General features: G+C 47.3%; 12 protein-coding genes and 1 pseudogene. 3 read left to right on the top strand and 10 right to left on the bottom strand.

Translation table 11 applies throughout. From position 1 onward, the window contains the following. Positions 1 to 76: 76 nt before the first annotated feature. The 9 genes from ACJMM9_RS07160 to ACJMM9_RS07120 form a co-directional block, all read right to left on the bottom strand. Positions 77 to 1,198 (bottom strand): N-acetylmuramoyl-L-alanine amidase, encoded by a 1,122-nt coding sequence (locus tag ACJMM9_RS07160; RefSeq protein ID WP_405325150.1) that lies wholly within the window; start codon positions 1,196 to 1,198, stop codon positions 77 to 79. A gap of 29 nt (positions 1,199 to 1,227) precedes the next feature. Next, positions 1,228 to 1,698: an SsrA-binding protein SmpB gene (gene smpB, locus ACJMM9_RS07155; RefSeq protein WP_012820191.1), complete on the bottom strand. Its 471-nt coding sequence runs from the start codon at positions 1,696 to 1,698 to the stop codon at positions 1,228 to 1,230. Then, entirely contained in the window at positions 1,679 to 2,029 is a 351-nt protein-coding gene (locus ACJMM9_RS07150; RefSeq protein ID WP_012820190.1) for an HU family DNA-binding protein, read from the bottom strand. Before ACJMM9_RS07150 ends, smpB begins: the two co-directional genes overlap by 20 nt. Before the next feature lie 32 nt (positions 2,030 to 2,061). Next, complete coding sequence (obgE, locus tag ACJMM9_RS07145) at positions 2,062 to 3,063, bottom strand: GTPase ObgE (RefSeq protein ID WP_012820189.1); 1,002 nt, start codon at positions 3,061 to 3,063, stop codon at positions 2,062 to 2,064. A 131-nt stretch (positions 3,064 to 3,194) separates the two neighbouring features. Continuing rightward, a complete protein-coding gene (argC, locus tag ACJMM9_RS07140) occupies positions 3,195 to 4,160 on the bottom strand; it encodes an N-acetyl-gamma-glutamyl-phosphate reductase (protein WP_405325145.1) in 966 nt (321 codons plus the stop codon). Positions 4,161 to 4,286: 126 nt separating this feature from the next. Continuing rightward, positions 4,287 to 4,784 (bottom strand): YchJ family protein, encoded by a 498-nt coding sequence (locus ACJMM9_RS07135; protein WP_173465248.1) that lies wholly within the window; start codon positions 4,782 to 4,784, stop codon positions 4,287 to 4,289. A 164-nt stretch (positions 4,785 to 4,948) separates the two neighbouring features. Next, positions 4,949 to 5,569, bottom strand: a complete 621-nt coding sequence (locus ACJMM9_RS07130; RefSeq protein ID WP_405325142.1) for a methyltransferase — start codon at positions 5,567 to 5,569, stop codon at positions 4,949 to 4,951. Continuing rightward, positions 5,563 to 6,636: a 23S rRNA (adenine(2503)-C(2))-methyltransferase RlmN gene (gene rlmN, locus ACJMM9_RS07125; RefSeq protein WP_405325139.1), complete on the bottom strand. Its 1,074-nt coding sequence runs from the start codon at positions 6,634 to 6,636 to the stop codon at positions 5,563 to 5,565. Before rlmN ends, ACJMM9_RS07130 begins: the two co-directional genes overlap by 7 nt. Positions 6,637 to 6,676: 40 nt before the next feature. After that, positions 6,677 to 7,042 carry a helix-turn-helix domain-containing protein gene (locus tag ACJMM9_RS07120; protein ID WP_405325137.1) on the bottom strand — a complete coding sequence of 122 codons (366 nt, stop codon included), beginning with the start codon at positions 7,040 to 7,042 and terminating at the stop codon, positions 6,677 to 6,679. 293 nt (positions 7,043 to 7,335) lie between these two features. On the opposite strand from ACJMM9_RS07120, the gene ACJMM9_RS07115 reads away from it, so the two are divergent. Together ACJMM9_RS07115 and ACJMM9_RS07110 are read left to right on the top strand one after the other, a co-directional pair. Next, the gene (locus tag ACJMM9_RS07115; RefSeq protein ID WP_405325135.1) at positions 7,336 to 8,073 is read left to right on the top strand and encodes an SDR family NAD(P)-dependent oxidoreductase; all 738 of its coding nucleotides are present in this window, start codon (positions 7,336 to 7,338) and stop codon (positions 8,071 to 8,073) included. A gap of 193 nt (positions 8,074 to 8,266) precedes the next feature. After that, complete coding sequence (locus ACJMM9_RS07110; RefSeq protein WP_405325131.1) at positions 8,267 to 12,229, top strand: EAL domain-containing protein; 3,963 nt, start codon at positions 8,267 to 8,269, stop codon at positions 12,227 to 12,229. A gap of 23 nt (positions 12,230 to 12,252) precedes the next feature. On the opposite strand, the gene ACJMM9_RS07105 is transcribed toward ACJMM9_RS07110, so the two are convergent. Continuing rightward, the gene (locus ACJMM9_RS07105) at positions 12,253 to 13,788 is read right to left on the bottom strand and encodes a diguanylate cyclase domain-containing protein (protein ID WP_405325128.1); all 1,536 of its coding nucleotides are present in this window, start codon (positions 13,786 to 13,788) and stop codon (positions 12,253 to 12,255) included. A 159-nt stretch (positions 13,789 to 13,947) separates the two neighbouring features. On the opposite strand from ACJMM9_RS07105, the pseudogene ACJMM9_RS07100 reads away from it, so the two are divergent. Continuing rightward, a pseudogene (locus ACJMM9_RS07100) lies at positions 13,948 to 15,720 on the top strand (hypothetical protein); the annotation flags it as partial.

Below are 15,720 nucleotides of genomic sequence, written 5' to 3'. Positions count from 1 at the left end.
TCCGAGTGCAACGAGGAATCCAGTCATTTCTTGCGGATTCCTTTTTTTCTCTCGTCTTTCGTCTGGACTCTCTCGTCTAATCTCTTCCGAGTGTCTCGCGGTAGGTGTGGACGGCGTCCTTGTACTTGCTGACGGCTTTTGCAATGCGGTCGGCGAGGTCTTGCTGGCCTGCCTTGGTCATCATGTAAGCTTCGTCTTCTTCGTTGCTGATAAATCCAAGTTCAATGAGCACTGCCGGCATCATCGCGCCCACGAGGACCATGAATCCCGCACCGCCGACGCCTGTATTCATCTTCTTGATTTTTCCGCCTTCAAAACTGTTTAGCAATTTTTCGGTGAACAGATAACTCGTCTGCTTGTATTGCTCAAGGCGGGCTTCGAGCTTGAACCATTCCAGCGGTGAAAGTTCGTCCTTGGCGTTCTTTTCGCCGTAGAGCGTGGCGACTGCGTTTTCACGACGGGCAATCGCCTTATCTTCTTCGCTTTCCGGGGCGCGCAGCACGTAGAACTGGTAACCCTGGATAATCTTCTTGCGCTCTTCGGTTGCGTCAATGGCGTTGCAGTGCAGGCTGATGAACAGGTCGCCATCCCACTGGTTTGCCAAGTTTGCACGCTGGCGCAGTTCAATAAAAACGTCCTTGCTGCGGGTGAGCTTCACGTTGAAGCCTTCGTCTGCGAGGTTCTTGCGCAAAAGCTTTGCGACGGCGAGTACGATATCTTTTTCTTGGGACTTCTTGCCCGAAGCGCCGGGATCCTTGCCTCCATGTCCGGGGTCAATCACGATGGTACGGACTTCGCGTGTGCCTGCGATTTCTTGCTTCGGAGCCTTCGGCTTAACGACAACTGGCTGTGCAGGTTTCTGTTCGGCGGGCTTTGCAACCGGCTTAGCTGGCGCAGTTTCATTTGCTTTGGCTTGCGTAGTCTCGGTCTTTGTTACAGAGACTGCTGCAACTTTACTTGAAATTTTCTTGGCATCGTTTTCCGCAATCCACAAGTGCCCGTTATCGAGTTCTGGCGCTGCCGACAAATCGACCGTGCGACCGTTCCTCGTCATGTACGGAATGCCGACGGCAAATTTGAGCGTGTCCTTTGCAGAAACAATCGAGAATGTCTTTTGCACCGGATACCAGTGGAACGAACCTTTGATTTCGCGGGCGACAGACTCCACATCGACCCTTGCCGTAGCAGCGAGGGCCAAGCTACATGCGACTAGCAGTAAAGCTAAAATTAGCGATGAGCCTTGGCGGCGCGAGCCATTTCCATCTTGGCGTCGCGGACTAGAATGTCCTGTCGCTTGTCGTGTTGATCCTTGCCTCGGCATATTCCTACTTCGAGTTTTGCAATACGGTTCTTAAAGTACATCTTCAGCGGGATGATTGTGCAACCCTTCAATTCCTTCGCCTTGCGCATCTTCTGGATTTCGTGCGTATGGGCGAGGAGCTTTCTCCTGCGTGCAGGGAAATGGTTGAAACGGTTTGCGAAAAGGTATTCATCGATATGCGCACCGACGAGCCAGAGTTCATCCTTGTTTTCGTCGATATCAATCCACGCTTCGCCCAGAGTGCACTTGCCGTTACGGATAGACTTTACTTCAGACCCGATGAGCATGATTCCCACTTCAAATGTTTCATCTACAAAATAGAGGTGGTTCGCCTTGCGGTTCTGGATAACGGGCGTACTAGATTCTTTCTTGATCATCTTTAGGGACAAAAGCCTCTTCTAAGTCGAAAGGAACGTTGTTGATTTTTTCGATCAAGTCCTTGCTGGGTTCGAACACCGGGCGCACTTTGGCGGGGATGTTCACGAGTTCGCCAGTTTTGGGGTTCCGGGTGCGGCGTTCCTTGCGCTGTTTATTCTTGAAGCGACCGAATCCACGCAACTCGATATTGTTGCCCTCGATAACGCAATTGGAAATCGCGTCGATGAGTTCTTCCACGATGACTTTGGTTTTTACTTGCGTAAATCCAGTCTGGGAAGCGATTTCATCAACGATTTCCTTCTTAGTTATGTTGGACTGAGTCGCCTTCATATTAAAGAATTTACAATAATTTTAAGCAACTGTTACGCTTTTTTGCTCCAACCGATGCTTTTTTTGTGCATATGGGGCACTGCAGCGTCCAAAGCCTGCTGCAATTCAGCGCAACCTTCGCCAGTGACAGCCGATGTGATGACCACTTTCTGGCGGTGCTTTTTAAATTCCTTGATGGCGTTTTCGATGCCGAGGTCGCTCTTGTTGAGGGCTACGACAAAGTTCTTTTCGGCAAGCTTCGGGTGGAATGCCTTGAGCTCTTCCTTCAAGACCTTGAACTGCTCGTAAGCGTTTTCGGCAAAGCCGTCAATCACAAAGAGCAACGTGTGCGTACGTTCGATGTGCTTGAGGAACTGATGGCCAAGGCCCTTGCCTTCGCTTGCGCCTTCCAAAAGACCCGGAATATCGGCGACCACAAAGCTGTGGCCGTTCACCTGGACGATGCCGAGCACCGGTTCAAGCGTCGTAAACGGATAATCACCAACCTTCGGGCGACCGCTAGAAATCTTGTTCACGAGGCTAGACTTGCCTGCGTTCGGGAAACCCACGAGACCCACGTCTGCCATGAGCTTGAGTTCGAGGAACAGCTGGCGGACTTCGCCCTTTTCACCCGGAGTGCACTTGCGCGGAGCTTGCACCTTCGGGGTTGCGAAATGCTGGTTGCCCATGCCGCCCTTGCCGCCGCGAGCCGCAATCCACTTCTGACCCGGTTCGGTCAAGTCCGTGAGAATGTGGCCCTGTTCGTCCTTGACGATTGTGCCACGCGGAACGCTGATGATCAAATCTTCGGCAGATGCGCCAGAGCAGCGCTTTGCGCCGCCGGGCTGACCGCTCTTTGCCTTGTAAATGTGCGTATTGCCCATGTCGAGGAGCGTGGTGTACTGCTCGTTCACCTGCAAAATCACGTGACCGCCACGACCGCCATCACCGCCATCGGGACCGCCGAGGGGTACAAACTTTTCACGATGGAAACTGCAGATGCCGTCACCGCCTCTGCCGGAGCGAACTTCAATATTTTTTTCGTCTAAGAACATAGCCCAAATTTAGAAATTTTTGGTGAATTTCATAGAGTACAAATTTCACCTCCAAAAACAAAAAACGCCAAAACTCGTGGAGCTTTGGCGTTTTCTGAAATTTAACTGGATCCTTCGCGGATGAAATTGGATTAAACTAATCCGATCGTTTCGTCGAGGCCGAGCGCGATATTCATGTTCTGAATAGCGGCGCCGCTAGCACCCTTGCCGAGGTTGTCGATAATCGTCGTGACCTGCATGATGTTTTCGTTGCCGAAAACCTGGATGCGGGCGTTGTTCGTATCGTTACAGACCGTCGGGTCCAAGCGGCCGTTGAACAGCACCGGAGCGGCTTCGTATGGCAATACCTTCACGAACTTCGAACCTTCATAATGCTTGGCGAGGATTTCGGTCAAGTCCTGCGGACCGACCTTCTTCGTGAGCATGTTCGGGAAGATGGCGACCGTCACGGCCATACCCTTGTAGTAGGGGCCAAGCACCGGGTTGAAGAACGGGACGTTTTCGAGTCCGCAGTACTTCTTCATTTCGGGGAGGTGCTTGTGGGCGAGCGCGAGCGCGTACGGGGCGGGAGCCATGATGGCCTTCGATTCACCGACTTTGTGGCTGAGGGCGTCTTCGGCTTCGTATTCGGCGATGAGCTTCTTGCCGCCGCCGGAGTAACCGGTGATGCTGTAAGCGGCGAGGTTTGCGCTCTTCGGGAGGATTCCCGAGGCAACGAGTGGGTGGACGCCGAGGATAAATCCGGAGGCGTGGCAACCGGGGTTTGCAATGCGCTTGCTCTTGGAAATGGCTTCGCGCTGTTCGGCCGAAAGTTCCGGCATACCGTATGTCCAAGCCGGGTTCACGCGGTGAGCCGTGGAGGCGTCGATGATGCGCGTGTTCGGATTCGTGCAGAGGGCGGCACTTTCCATGGACGCTGCGTCCGGGAGGCAAAGGAACGTCACGTCAGATTCATTGATCATCTTCTGGCGTTCGTTCACGTCCTTGCGGAGTTCTGGATTGATCTTGAGAATTTCCAGGTCATTGCGCTTGGCAAGTCTCTCGAAAATTTGCAGGCCAGTGGTCCCTGCTTCGCCATCTACGAATATCTTGAACATTTGATTTAGTTACTAGTTAATAGTTGATAGTTACTAGGATTATTAAGTTATTAGTTTATAGATTACAGCTACTAGAAATTCTTGTTATGAAATTCTAGTAACTAGTAACTCAGAACTCTTAACTTCTTACTTATTCGCGCCGCAGCACTTCTTGTACTTCTTGCCAGAACCGCACGGGCACGGGTCGTTACGACCGACAACCGGACCTTCGTGACGGACAGTTTCCTGCTTTACGGCACGACCATCATAGAAGTACCATGCGCCGCCGACCTTGTGGAATTCGCCAAGTTCGTGGTGGTTACGAGTGATGTTGCCCTGCTTGAAGCGAGCGACAAATTCGACCCAGCCGATGTTCTTGTCTTCTTCGGTCTTGGTCTGCTTGATTTCGATGCCGAGCCATTCGGACTGACGGCTCCATGCTTCTACGCTCGGTTCGTCAAAGTCGTCACGCTGGGTGGCTTCGAGAGAATCCTTGAGCCATGCAATTTCGTGCTTGGCATAAGCAGTGTAGCGGGAGCGCATAAGGGCTTCCGGGGACGGGGCGAGGGCGGTCTTCTTAATAATCGGTTCGCAGCAGTCGCAATATGCTTTGCCAGAACCGCACGGGCATAAATCGTTAGCCATAGTAAAATCCTTATAAAAAACTGGGCTAAAAATACAAAAAAATGGTGCGCCTGTGGAGTTCCCCGCTTTATTTTTTACAGAGGTTCCTGTAATAAAAAAGACGAGAGCTTCATTCTCTCGTCTCTAGTCTGTAGCCCGCTACAGCGGGCGTTCTCTCTTCTAAATTACAGGCACTTCTTCAAGAGCCAGAACTCTTCCTTGCCTTCGCGGCCCGGAATGCTGTTCGTGGGCTTGATGCGTTCAACAATGTCGAACACGCCATCCAGGCGAGCCATGAGTTCGCCTTCGCTCATGCAGTGCGGAGGACCCTGCATGGTCTTGCCGTTCATGAGCGGGTACATGAGGCAGATGAACACGCCGTCGTCCTTCATCATCTTGTAGCAGACTTCGAAGAATTCGTCGCGGCGGCCCGGATGGATTGCCGAGAACGTACCGTAGTCGTAAATGATGTCGAACTGCTGGCCACCGCGCTTGGCATCCTTCGGAGAAAGGGTGAACAAGTCGAGGTCAAGGGAGCGCAAGTTCTTGTGCTTGCGGCTCAAATGGTCCAGTTCATCGACTGCGGTCGGGGCAAAGTCGACTGCCAAAACTTCGTGTCCACGCAAAGCCCATGCCTCGGCATCATAGCCGAACCCGGCGCCTGGAATCAGCACGGAGCCCTCTGCGGGGCAGGAGGGGTGCTTGAAAAATTCAAGCAGGGCCGGAGTAGCCTTCTTGAAATTCCAGTAGTCCTTGCCTTCGGCATAAAGATTGTCCCAGAATTCCGGGAGGTTTTGCGTTAACATTCTTTACCTTCCTTTTTGTACGCTAATTGTCCACACGCAGCAAGGATGTCCCTACCGCGCGGATTACGGATCGTTATTTGAATTTCAGCAGCTCGCACGGCGGCGAGGAAATCCTCCACCTCTTCGGGGGTGGGGGCGTGGAGCGTCGGGTCGTCACCGTCGTTAAGCACGATGGCGTTTACCTTCACGCGGCGCGGGGCGCAAATGCGGATGAGTTCTTTTGCGGCCCTGGGGGTGCAGGTGATGTTCTGGATGAGCACGAACTCGAACGTCACATAGTTATCGGTGCGGCGGATGTATTCGTCAACCGCTTCCAAAAGTTTCTCGATAGGCCAGGTCTTGTTTACCGGCATCACGGACGAACGGTATTCGTTGTTCGTGCTGTTGAGGCTTACCGCGAGGCAGCAGGGCGTGTTGCGATCGACAAGTTCCTTGATTTTCGGGACGACACCCGAAGTGCTCACGGTCATGCGCTTTGCGCCCATGTTGAAAAGTTTCTGGTTATGGAGCGTGCAGCAGACGCGGTGGACGTTCTCGAGGTTGTTGAGCGGTTCGCCCATGCCCATGAAGATGATGTTCGTCACCTGGGCCGTGCCGCCTTCTTCGTTCATGAAGCCGTTATCTTTCAGGTACCAGTTGACGTTGATGATTTCTTCGAGAATTTCGCCTGCTTCGAGGTTACGCGTGAATCCCATCTTCGCGGTGCGGCAAAATGCGCAGTTCATGGCGCAGCCGACCTGGGTTGAAACGCAAACGGAATAGCGACCGTTTGCAGGTATCATCACGGTTTCGATATGGTGACCGTCTTCGGTCTCAAAAAGCCACTTGACCGTTCCATCGACAGAAACAGAACGCTGCGCCTCCTTGAGGCCGCAAAGCGTGAACTGTTTTGCCATTTTTTCGCGGAGGGCAGGGGAGATGTTTACCATCTCGTCGTAAGAACGCACCTGCTGGCAGAATAGCCATTTTTGAATCTGGTCGGCGCGGTAGGGCTTTTCGTCAACGTCCCGAAGCCAAGCTTTGAGCTCGTCGGTTGTCAAAGTTTTTATATTGCGCTGCCATTCCATATCTATAAAAGATAGAAAATTTTAAGCTTCTTGTTAAGGGCTAGGGTTTTCGTAATCCCCTGGCCTTGCGTATGTACTCTATGTGTGGTAAATCACTTTCAGCGACATTCTGGAGCGGTTCGTCGTCGTTTTTCCCTGCTTGTTTTGGGTGCTTTTGCCAAAAAAGATGCTGGTATATGCGGTCAAGTTCTACGGAAAGGGAGCTGATGCTTGTTTTAAGAGCTATGGCAAGCTGGGAGAGCGTGTCTATAGAGGGGATACGTTTCCCGCATTCCATTTGCGATATGAATTGTCTTGAAATTCCTGATTCAATGGATAGCGACTGCTGCGTGTGTTGCCGCTGTTGCCTAATCGAAATAAGAAGAAGCCTGATGGCTTCGTGTAATAGGAGTGTTTCGTAATTCATTGGAGCCTAATTTTATGAAATTTTGGAAATGTTAAGTGCATGCTTTAGTTTGCAAAATGACGTAAAACTTTGATATTTTGGGTTTTATTTCTTATTTATTGTCATAAAATGTCTATTAATTTATTGACTCGAATTTTTGTTGTTTAAAATCAAATTGATTTTAATTTAAGGGATTGTGAGATAAGTCTTTACATTTGTATACAGAATCGTCTTTCGTTTGGGCGCCTGTTTTGGAAAAGATTGATTATTTTTCGTAAGAGCAAATTTATCGCGCATTGCGCAAAGGGATACGAATGATTGACGTCAAAGGGAAGTGGTGTTTGGTGACGGGAGGTTGCCGTGGTGTTGGTCGCCTCATCGCGATCGAAATGGCTAAACTCGGTGCAAATCTCATTTTGCAGGGCCGCGACAAGAGCCATGCCGAAAAGGTGATTAACGAACTTGCTCCGTATGGCGTTCAAGTGAAGGCTGTGGGCTGCAATCTCGAAAATGAAGCCGAAATTGACGCCGCCCTTGCCGAAATCGATTCCTTTGGCGTCCAGGTGGACCTCGTGTTCAACAATGCGGGCCTTATGAGCCACTATTTTGCCGATTACACGACGAATACGATGGAAGACTTCCGTCAGGCAATGGCTGTAAACTTCTTTGCCCCGATGAAAATTGCCTACCACTTTTTGCCGGGCATGATCAAGCGTGGCTTTGGCCGCATGCAGCTTACCACGAGCGGTATCGCCAATGAGCCGGAACTAGCCGCTTATGCATGCGCAAAGGCTGCCCTCACGAAGTTCGTGAAGGATTTCGCCTGCAAGCTGAATGGTACCGACGTGATGATGAATGTCATGGATCCGGGTTGGTTGCGCACGGATCTTGGTGGCCCGAACGCCCCGAATGCTCCCGAAAGCGTTGTGCCGGGCGCTCTTGTCAGTGTGCTTCTTGACGATAAGAAGAGCGGTCGCTGGTTTAGCGCCCAGGATTACGTGGGTATGAGCATAGCTGATGCAGTCGAGGCCGGAAGCAAGGTATTTGCGTAGTTTTTCTGCATCCTCAAAAAGTTAAGAATATCACACTCGCTATTAAAATATATTACAAAAATATGTCAAAAAGCTTGCAAATGGCGAAATATTAAATTATTTTAAACATTAGAAGTTATTTTTTTTCAAGGGGAGCATTGAATTTTTTGCTGTAAGATGCTTCTGCTCCCTTTCTTGTAGAGGATGTGTGGCTATGTCTGTGCAGAAAAAAAATATAATTCCAGAGGGGATAAGGAAGGAATTGGAAAATTCCGATATTCCGCTTGCGGTCTATCGATTTGCAAATGGACATCTTGAAACTATTCTCGTCTCTAATGGACTTATTCGCTGGCAGAAACCTGGCTGTACCCGTGAAGATCTACTGCATTTCCTTGATACGGACATGTATAAGGGTGTTCATCATGAAGATATTGTATATGTTGCGAACAAGGCCAAAGAATTTGCAAAATCAAAGGATGGGCGCTACGAGGTTATTTATCGTCAAAAACTGTATGGAAAAGAGGAATACCGTACTATTCATTCCATAGGCTATCATCATTTTTTTGATGATTCCACTGAATATACAGTTGTCGTTTATGACGATGTGACTGAGGCGCTTGAACAAAATAAGGAAAAACGCCTCGAATTTGATAAGAGCCTGATTGAATTTTTAAATAGTGATACCGTTGAGCCTTTTGTTATTGTGGATGCAAAGACTCACGAAATTTACATGATCAGTGCTTCTGTAGAGAAAATCTGGACGCCGGTAAAGGCCTTTAATCCAGGAATCACCTTTGAAGAATACTTTTTTGATCCGAAAGAACCGCAACTGGTTACTCTTGACGAGGTCCTTGAAAGAGGCGAAGTTCTTGTATCGAATTCGCGTACGGGCGGAGACCTTATTTTAAAAGCTTCTTTGATCAAATGGCATGGCGTGGATGCCATATTCCATCGGATAAGCGAAAGAACTGACAGGTATTTTGATACATTGACGGGACTCCCGAACATGGAGTACTGTCGCATGCGTGGTGAAAACTATGCGGACGATATTAGAAATGCTGGCGGTATACCGTCGGTTATCTACTTTGACATCGTCGGGATGAAGCTTTATAATAATGCCAACGGCTACAGTAAGGGGAACGAGTTCCTGCTTCATTTCGCGGCATTCCTAAAAAAAGTATTCCCGAAAAATTTGATTTGCCGTCAATCCAATGATCACTTTACGATTATTGCAGACATGGTAAATGTTGAAAGCAAACTGAATGAAATTCGAAGGTTTGTCAAGAGTACCGTTTCAAAAATTTCAATGGATGTCAACGTCGGCATTTGTAAGATTGATGAATTTGAAGCGATGCTTGATGTCTGCGAAAAGGCGAAAATTGCATGTAAAGTCAAAAAACAGTCTAGTGACGGATTTGTTCGCTATTATGACGAAGATCTGCGCAAGGCGCTATTCTTGCAGAATTACGTTGTGAACCACATTGACGAAGCTATAAAAAATGGCTACATCAAAGTTTATTACCAGCCGGTTGTCCGTACGATCACGGAAACTTTCTGCGGTATGGAAGCTCTTGCGCGTTGGATTGACCCGCAATATGGTTTCTTGAATCCTGCTGTATTTATTGGCGCTCTTGAAGAATCTGGACAAATCCATAAACTTGATAGCGAGGTCATTAATATTGTCTGTAAGGAAATGCGAGAGGAGATCGATAGTGGAAATCAGGTAGTTCCGGTTTCGTTTAACCTTTCGCGTCTGGATTTTATTGGCTGCAATATCTTCGAAGTTGTTGAAGAAGCGCTCGAAAAATATAAAATCGATCGTGACTATATTCGTGTCGAGATTACGGAAAGTATCATTGCGTCGGATTCTTATGTCCGAAACGAAATTGAACGGTTCCGTCTTGCTGGTTATGAAGTCTGGATGGATGACTTTGGTAGTGGCTACTCTTCTCTGAATACGCTGAAGGATTATAAGTTTGATGAGCTGAAAATTGATATGGCGTTCCTGTCGAATTTCAATGAGACATCCCGTACCATAATCCGTTCGACAGTTCGTATGGCGAAAAATTTGGGCCTTAAGACTCTTGCTGAAGGTGTAGAGACTAAGGAGCAGATGGACTTTTTGAAGGGCATTGGCTGCGAAAAGGTTCAAGGGTACTATTACGGTAAACCGATGCCCTTGAAGGAAACGCTTAAACACATGGCTTCTATGGGAATGCCTGTTGAAGATCCGAAGGCTCGCCATGTGTATTCAAGGCTTGGACGCCTCGATTATCTGGTTGATTCTCCTAAGGCAATCATGTCTTATGAAGATGGGAAATTTAAGTTCCTGTTTGTAAACCAGCAATACGAAGAACAACTCATGAGTCTAGGATTTACAAGTTTTAAGGATGTTGAGGTTGCTTGTAATGATCCTGGTAATCCGGTTTATGAAAAATTACGCGAGGCAGAACACGCTGCCTATAAGGCCCCGTTACAGACGACTTATGCATCCCATGGAACTTATGTGTTCTTGGGAGGGCGCTTGATTGCCGATATTAACGGTTGCCATATTTATGATTTGACGTTCCGCAATACGCATGTGAGCGCTGTTGAAAGTGCTTCGGCACAGCAAAAAATGGTGAAGTTCCCTGCCGAGGCGAAGAATATTTTGCTTGCAACGGTGAACTCGCAGGATCGGGCATTCCTAGAAGAAATCTTGAGGTCGGATTACAACGTGATGCTGGCTAATGATGGTGAACAGGTCCTCAATATTTTGCTGGAGTACGGTAACAAAATCTCGCTTGCCCTGATTGATGCCGCTCTTCCGAAAATTGATGGCTTCAAGATTATTCAAAAATTTAGAGGCGAAAAGCGAGAATTCCAGATTCCGTTTGTGGTGATGACGGATAATATGGAACTGGCGAAAGAAAGTGTCCGTTTGGGTGCTTATCAGTTTATTCATACGCCTATAAAAAACAAGGAGCAGGTCAAGTCGAAAATTGATGGAGCTATCAAGAATACGGAATTGCTCCACCAGCTTGCTTTGAACTATATGGAATATGTTCCTGGCGGAGTCGTTCTTTTGGATGCTGTAAGCGGAGACATTCTTTATGTCAATGGACAGGCGCTCGAAATTTTTGATTGCGATAACGAGGATGATTTCCGTGCGCTGACAGGGCATAAATTTGAAGGAGCCGTTCTCCCTGAAGACTATGCGCGAGTCGATGAAAAGCTTGAAACGCTTTTCCGCAGTGGTAGCTCTATGCCGACTCAGACAACATATCGTATTAAGACGAAGAAAGGTGTTGTTAAGCGGATTTATCATGTGGGCAGATTCTATAGAGATACTCCGTATGGACGTATTTTATCAGTATTTGTCTCTGAAGACGATATGGCCCTCAAAAATTATTTTGGCCGAAAGAATGCTTTCAAATTGTTCATGTCTTCTGGTGAAGCTTCGCATACCAAGTCTTATGAACCGGGTTACAAGGCATTCCTGTTCTGGAACCTCACGAAGAATTCTCCAGTGTTGAGAATGGAGGGCATAACGTATATTCCGGAAGGCTTTTCTGGTAATTATACTTACGATGTCCATTACAATTATTTGACAGGGCTTATGTCAAAGGATTGTGTAAATGTCCAAAAGGTGTCAGATTACACTCGTGAAAAATTGATTCTTGACTATGTGAATAAGCGGCCTGTTTCGCCGCTCAATTTGAGCTATAATTTTAAAAATGGATGGTTCTCCATCAAGTCCACGTTTGATATGATGGCGGATCCAGATACTGGCGATGTCATTCTGAAACTCCAGAATGAAAACGATACCGATGTCGAAGCCTATAAGGAATTGACGGATGCTGTTGTTTTGAATCTGTATGACCAGATTATCTATATCGATGGCAATTACGATAGAATATTGAGCCTTTCCTGTGTTGATGGAAAACCTATGTATGTCCAGAGAACGATTACGGATTCTATGGACAACCTTTGTAAGCTTTTCCAGATACCGCTTTGCTCTGCGGAAGAATTCTTGGAACGTGCAAAGCTGTATAGTGCTTCGGGAGAACCGTATGGCAAATCGCTAAAGCTCGAAAATGGGCAGATTAAATTTGTTCGTGGACGAGTGCTTTACGATGGCTCTCAAAAATACATCGTTACCATATCGGACATAACGAATATGAGAGATAATAATTGATAAATAAAAGGGGCGATGCCCCTTTATTTATATCCTTGCTTTGCGCGCTTGTTTTCGTACATGCGTTTATCCGCTTCACGCAGAAGCTGGTCTGTGTTGCGGCTGCCGTCTGTTGAAGAAATGCCGTAGCTGATGGATATGCGTAAATCGCTTGCGCGAATGAGTGTGCAGATCTTCTTGTTCAGCTCTTCGCACCGTGTTTTGATTTCTTCTTCGGTGATTTCTTTTTCTAAGATGACTGTAAATTCATCGCCGCCCAGGCGTGCGACAATTCCGTCGGGGAATGTTTCCTGGATGAACTTTGCCGAACCTTTCAAAATCTGGTCGCCGCGCTTGTGCCCGAAATTATCGTTGATTTCCTTGAAGCGGTCGAGGTCCATGTAAATGAGCGTCATGGATCTTTTGGCGTTGTTGTGGATAAAGTCCTCGAAATAACGCCTGTTGTAAAGCTCTGTTAGGGCGTCGGTGTTCGCTTCGTTCAGAATCATCTTTTCATATTCGCGTACCATTGTCACGTCATTGAAAATCACGAAGTAGCCAGATGTATTCTTGAAGTAGTCAATGATTTCCTGTTCGATGACTTTAAAATAGCGCGTTTGTCCGGCGAGATTTATTTCATATTCTCTCTTTCTAGACTTGCCTTCCAAATCAACATCTTCTTCCCCAATGGGAGTCATGTTGTGCTGTAGCCATTCTTGGTATTGGAAGCTTTTGAAGGTCCCGTCGATCGATTCGATAAGCTTTTTAAAGGAATCGTTCATCTTGAGAACTTTCCTGTTTGTATCGCAAAGAATCAGCGGGAACGGGAGGTTTTCTACGAGAATCGAAAGCTCAAGCCCCATGTTGCCAAAGTCGGTGACGTCTTTTGCGATTCCGACCGTTCCTTCGATATTGCCGAACATGTCGTAAAGCGGGGTCTTGTAAGTCTTTAGCTGCTTCATGCCGCTGCTGGTCTTGAGCGGTTCGTCGAAAATGCAGGTATGACCAGAAGACATCGTCTCTTCTTCGGATTCCATGCAGACGTATTCGCCCTTCTTGTATTCCTCTTCGGAGATGTCCCAAATATAATAGTGCCCTCGACCGCGAATATCTTCTTTTGTCTTATGGACTGTGTTGCAGAATTCTTTATTCACCATCATGTGGGCGCCGATCTTATCTTTGAACCACACGAGGTCTGGGACGCTGTCGATTGCTGTCGTGAGTAGATTCTGGTAATGGTAGGCGTCAAAGCGGGTCTGCAAATTCTGGAGTAATTTCTCGATACGGATCTTGCGGATGGCGCTGGCTTCGTTTTTGGGCCAGACATCCAGAAGCGATTCGTACACGCTTTCGACTTTGGCAATCTCGCCTAAGAAAACGGTTTCGCTTTGGGGGCGCTTGTCCTGTACGGCTTGGATTGCTTCATTTGCGTCGTCAGTTAGTAAAACTTCAAAAGAATCGCTAGCTGGAGAATCCACAGAGATACTGGTATCCCACATCAATTTCTTTTCGACGACAAAGGTCCTGAAAATGTTTTTGTCATTTTCAGAAGCGATCCTCAATGAAAAGTTGAGTTTCATTTAATACACCTCAAAGCTGTTATTGCCCTTAAGATATATAATTTTGGAGTTTATGGGGCGGAAATACCGTGATTATGGTATGTGTGGCGGGCTGAAGTGTGATATTTATTAATAAATAGAATCTTGAATTATTCTTACGAAATATTTACATTTGCGCTCATGAAAAATAAGTCCCTCGTTTTTTTGCTCATTTTTTCATTTCTTACACAGACTTTCGCTGCATGGAGTGGTGGCAAGACACAGCCAGGAACGACTACAATCAATGGCAAAAGCTACTATTCGATTACGACTCCGAATCACTTGGCGTGGTTTGCCGCGACAGTGAACGGCGGAAAAAATACGATAAACGCAGTGCTCTCGGCAAACATTGTTCTGGGTGCCGATGAAACGAAAACTTGTGGCACTAACTGGACTCCGATTGGTTCAAGCAGCAAACCGTTCAATGGCATTTTCGAGGGTAACGGAAAGGTCGTCTACGGTCTTAAGGCAAGCGGCTCGAATGTCGGCTTGTTTGGATATATCGGTAGCAGTGGGTCGGTGAAAAATTTGCGCCTAAATGTAGGCTCTGTTACAAGTTCTGAATATGCGGGTGCCGTGGCGGCTCATAATTACGGAACAATTTACAATGTCGGTAACAACAGTGTCAAGGTGACGAGTACAGTAAGTTCTGGAACAGCGTATCTTTATGCTGGTGGTATTGCTGGTGAAAATAAGGGCGAAATCCGCTACTGCTTCAATAGAGCTTCTATTAGCGCCAAGACGAACGTAACTTCGAATAATTTGACGATGCTTTACGGATATGCGGGAGGTATAGCCGCTGTCAATGAAAAACTTATTTGGAACAGTGTCAACTACGCTTGGGTTGGGGCTCAAATGACTGCTTATGACGGGATGGCCGCATCGTACGCTGGGGGTATAAGCGGAACGAACGATGGTGAAATCAAGCACGTGAGCAACCACGGCGAAGTTGTTGGACAGGCATCGGCGAGATCTACGGGATCTACAACCGATTATGGATATGCTTATGCAGGTGGTCTTGTTGGTATGAGTAATAACGGTGCCAAACTTTGGGATGCCTTAAGCACAAGTAAAGTAAAAGGAAGTGTTAGTGGCGACTATTATGTAGGTGGTGCTGTGGCTGTAAACTCCGGAAAGGTTGGGGATTGCGTCATTTACGATAAAACTGTATTGGCGAACAAAAGTGCTGTTGGCAAGAATAACGGATCAATAGGAAAAAAGGTCGAAGGAAGAACGACTGCACAAATGAAAGCGGGTTCATTTGCTTACGACATGAATATGCTTTGCGGCACCAAAACTTCTAGTAATGGAGTTTGGACTATCAATGGAGGCTATGCTTATGTGGCAATGCTCAGCGATAAAAAGACGAATAAAATTGTTTTTAAGAATGGCAGCACGACTTTGTCCACTCAATATTCCAATGCCAAGGGTCAGGTCGCGTTCCCGGCAGCGCCTGCGGCGGCTGAAAATTATGTTTTTGAAGGCTGGTTTACAAGTGGCGGTACACAGGTAAATGCATCTAGCGTGTTTACGCAGAACGAGACAGTCTCGGCAAAGTTCAAGGACATGAGCAATGTCTTTTATGAAATCTCGTTCTTTAATTGGGATTCTACGTTGATTGAATCGCAGAGTGTTCAGTATGGCAAGACGTATGTTTATGAAGGAACTCCGTTGCGAAATTCTACAGAAAAGTATTCTTACTCGTTCAAGGGGTGGGATAAGGCTGTTGTGCCAGCGAAGGCTGATGCAAAATATTACGCCGTTTATGATTCTTTGGAAATAGAAGTCTCATCCAGTTCTTTTGAAGAAATGTCGTCCAGCTCTTCAGAAACGCTAGAATTAAGCTCTTCAGATGTTTTGTGGTCGAGTTCGTCGGAAGTAGTTTTAAGTTCATCCGAAGGGATCTTCTCAAGT

Source organism: Fibrobacter sp., assembly GCF_045112255.1.
Taxonomy (GTDB): domain Bacteria; phylum Fibrobacterota; class Fibrobacteria; order Fibrobacterales; family Fibrobacteraceae; genus Fibrobacter.
The sequence above is the reverse complement of the archived record's forward strand: the minus strand, read 5'-3'. Positions and strand labels throughout refer to the sequence as shown.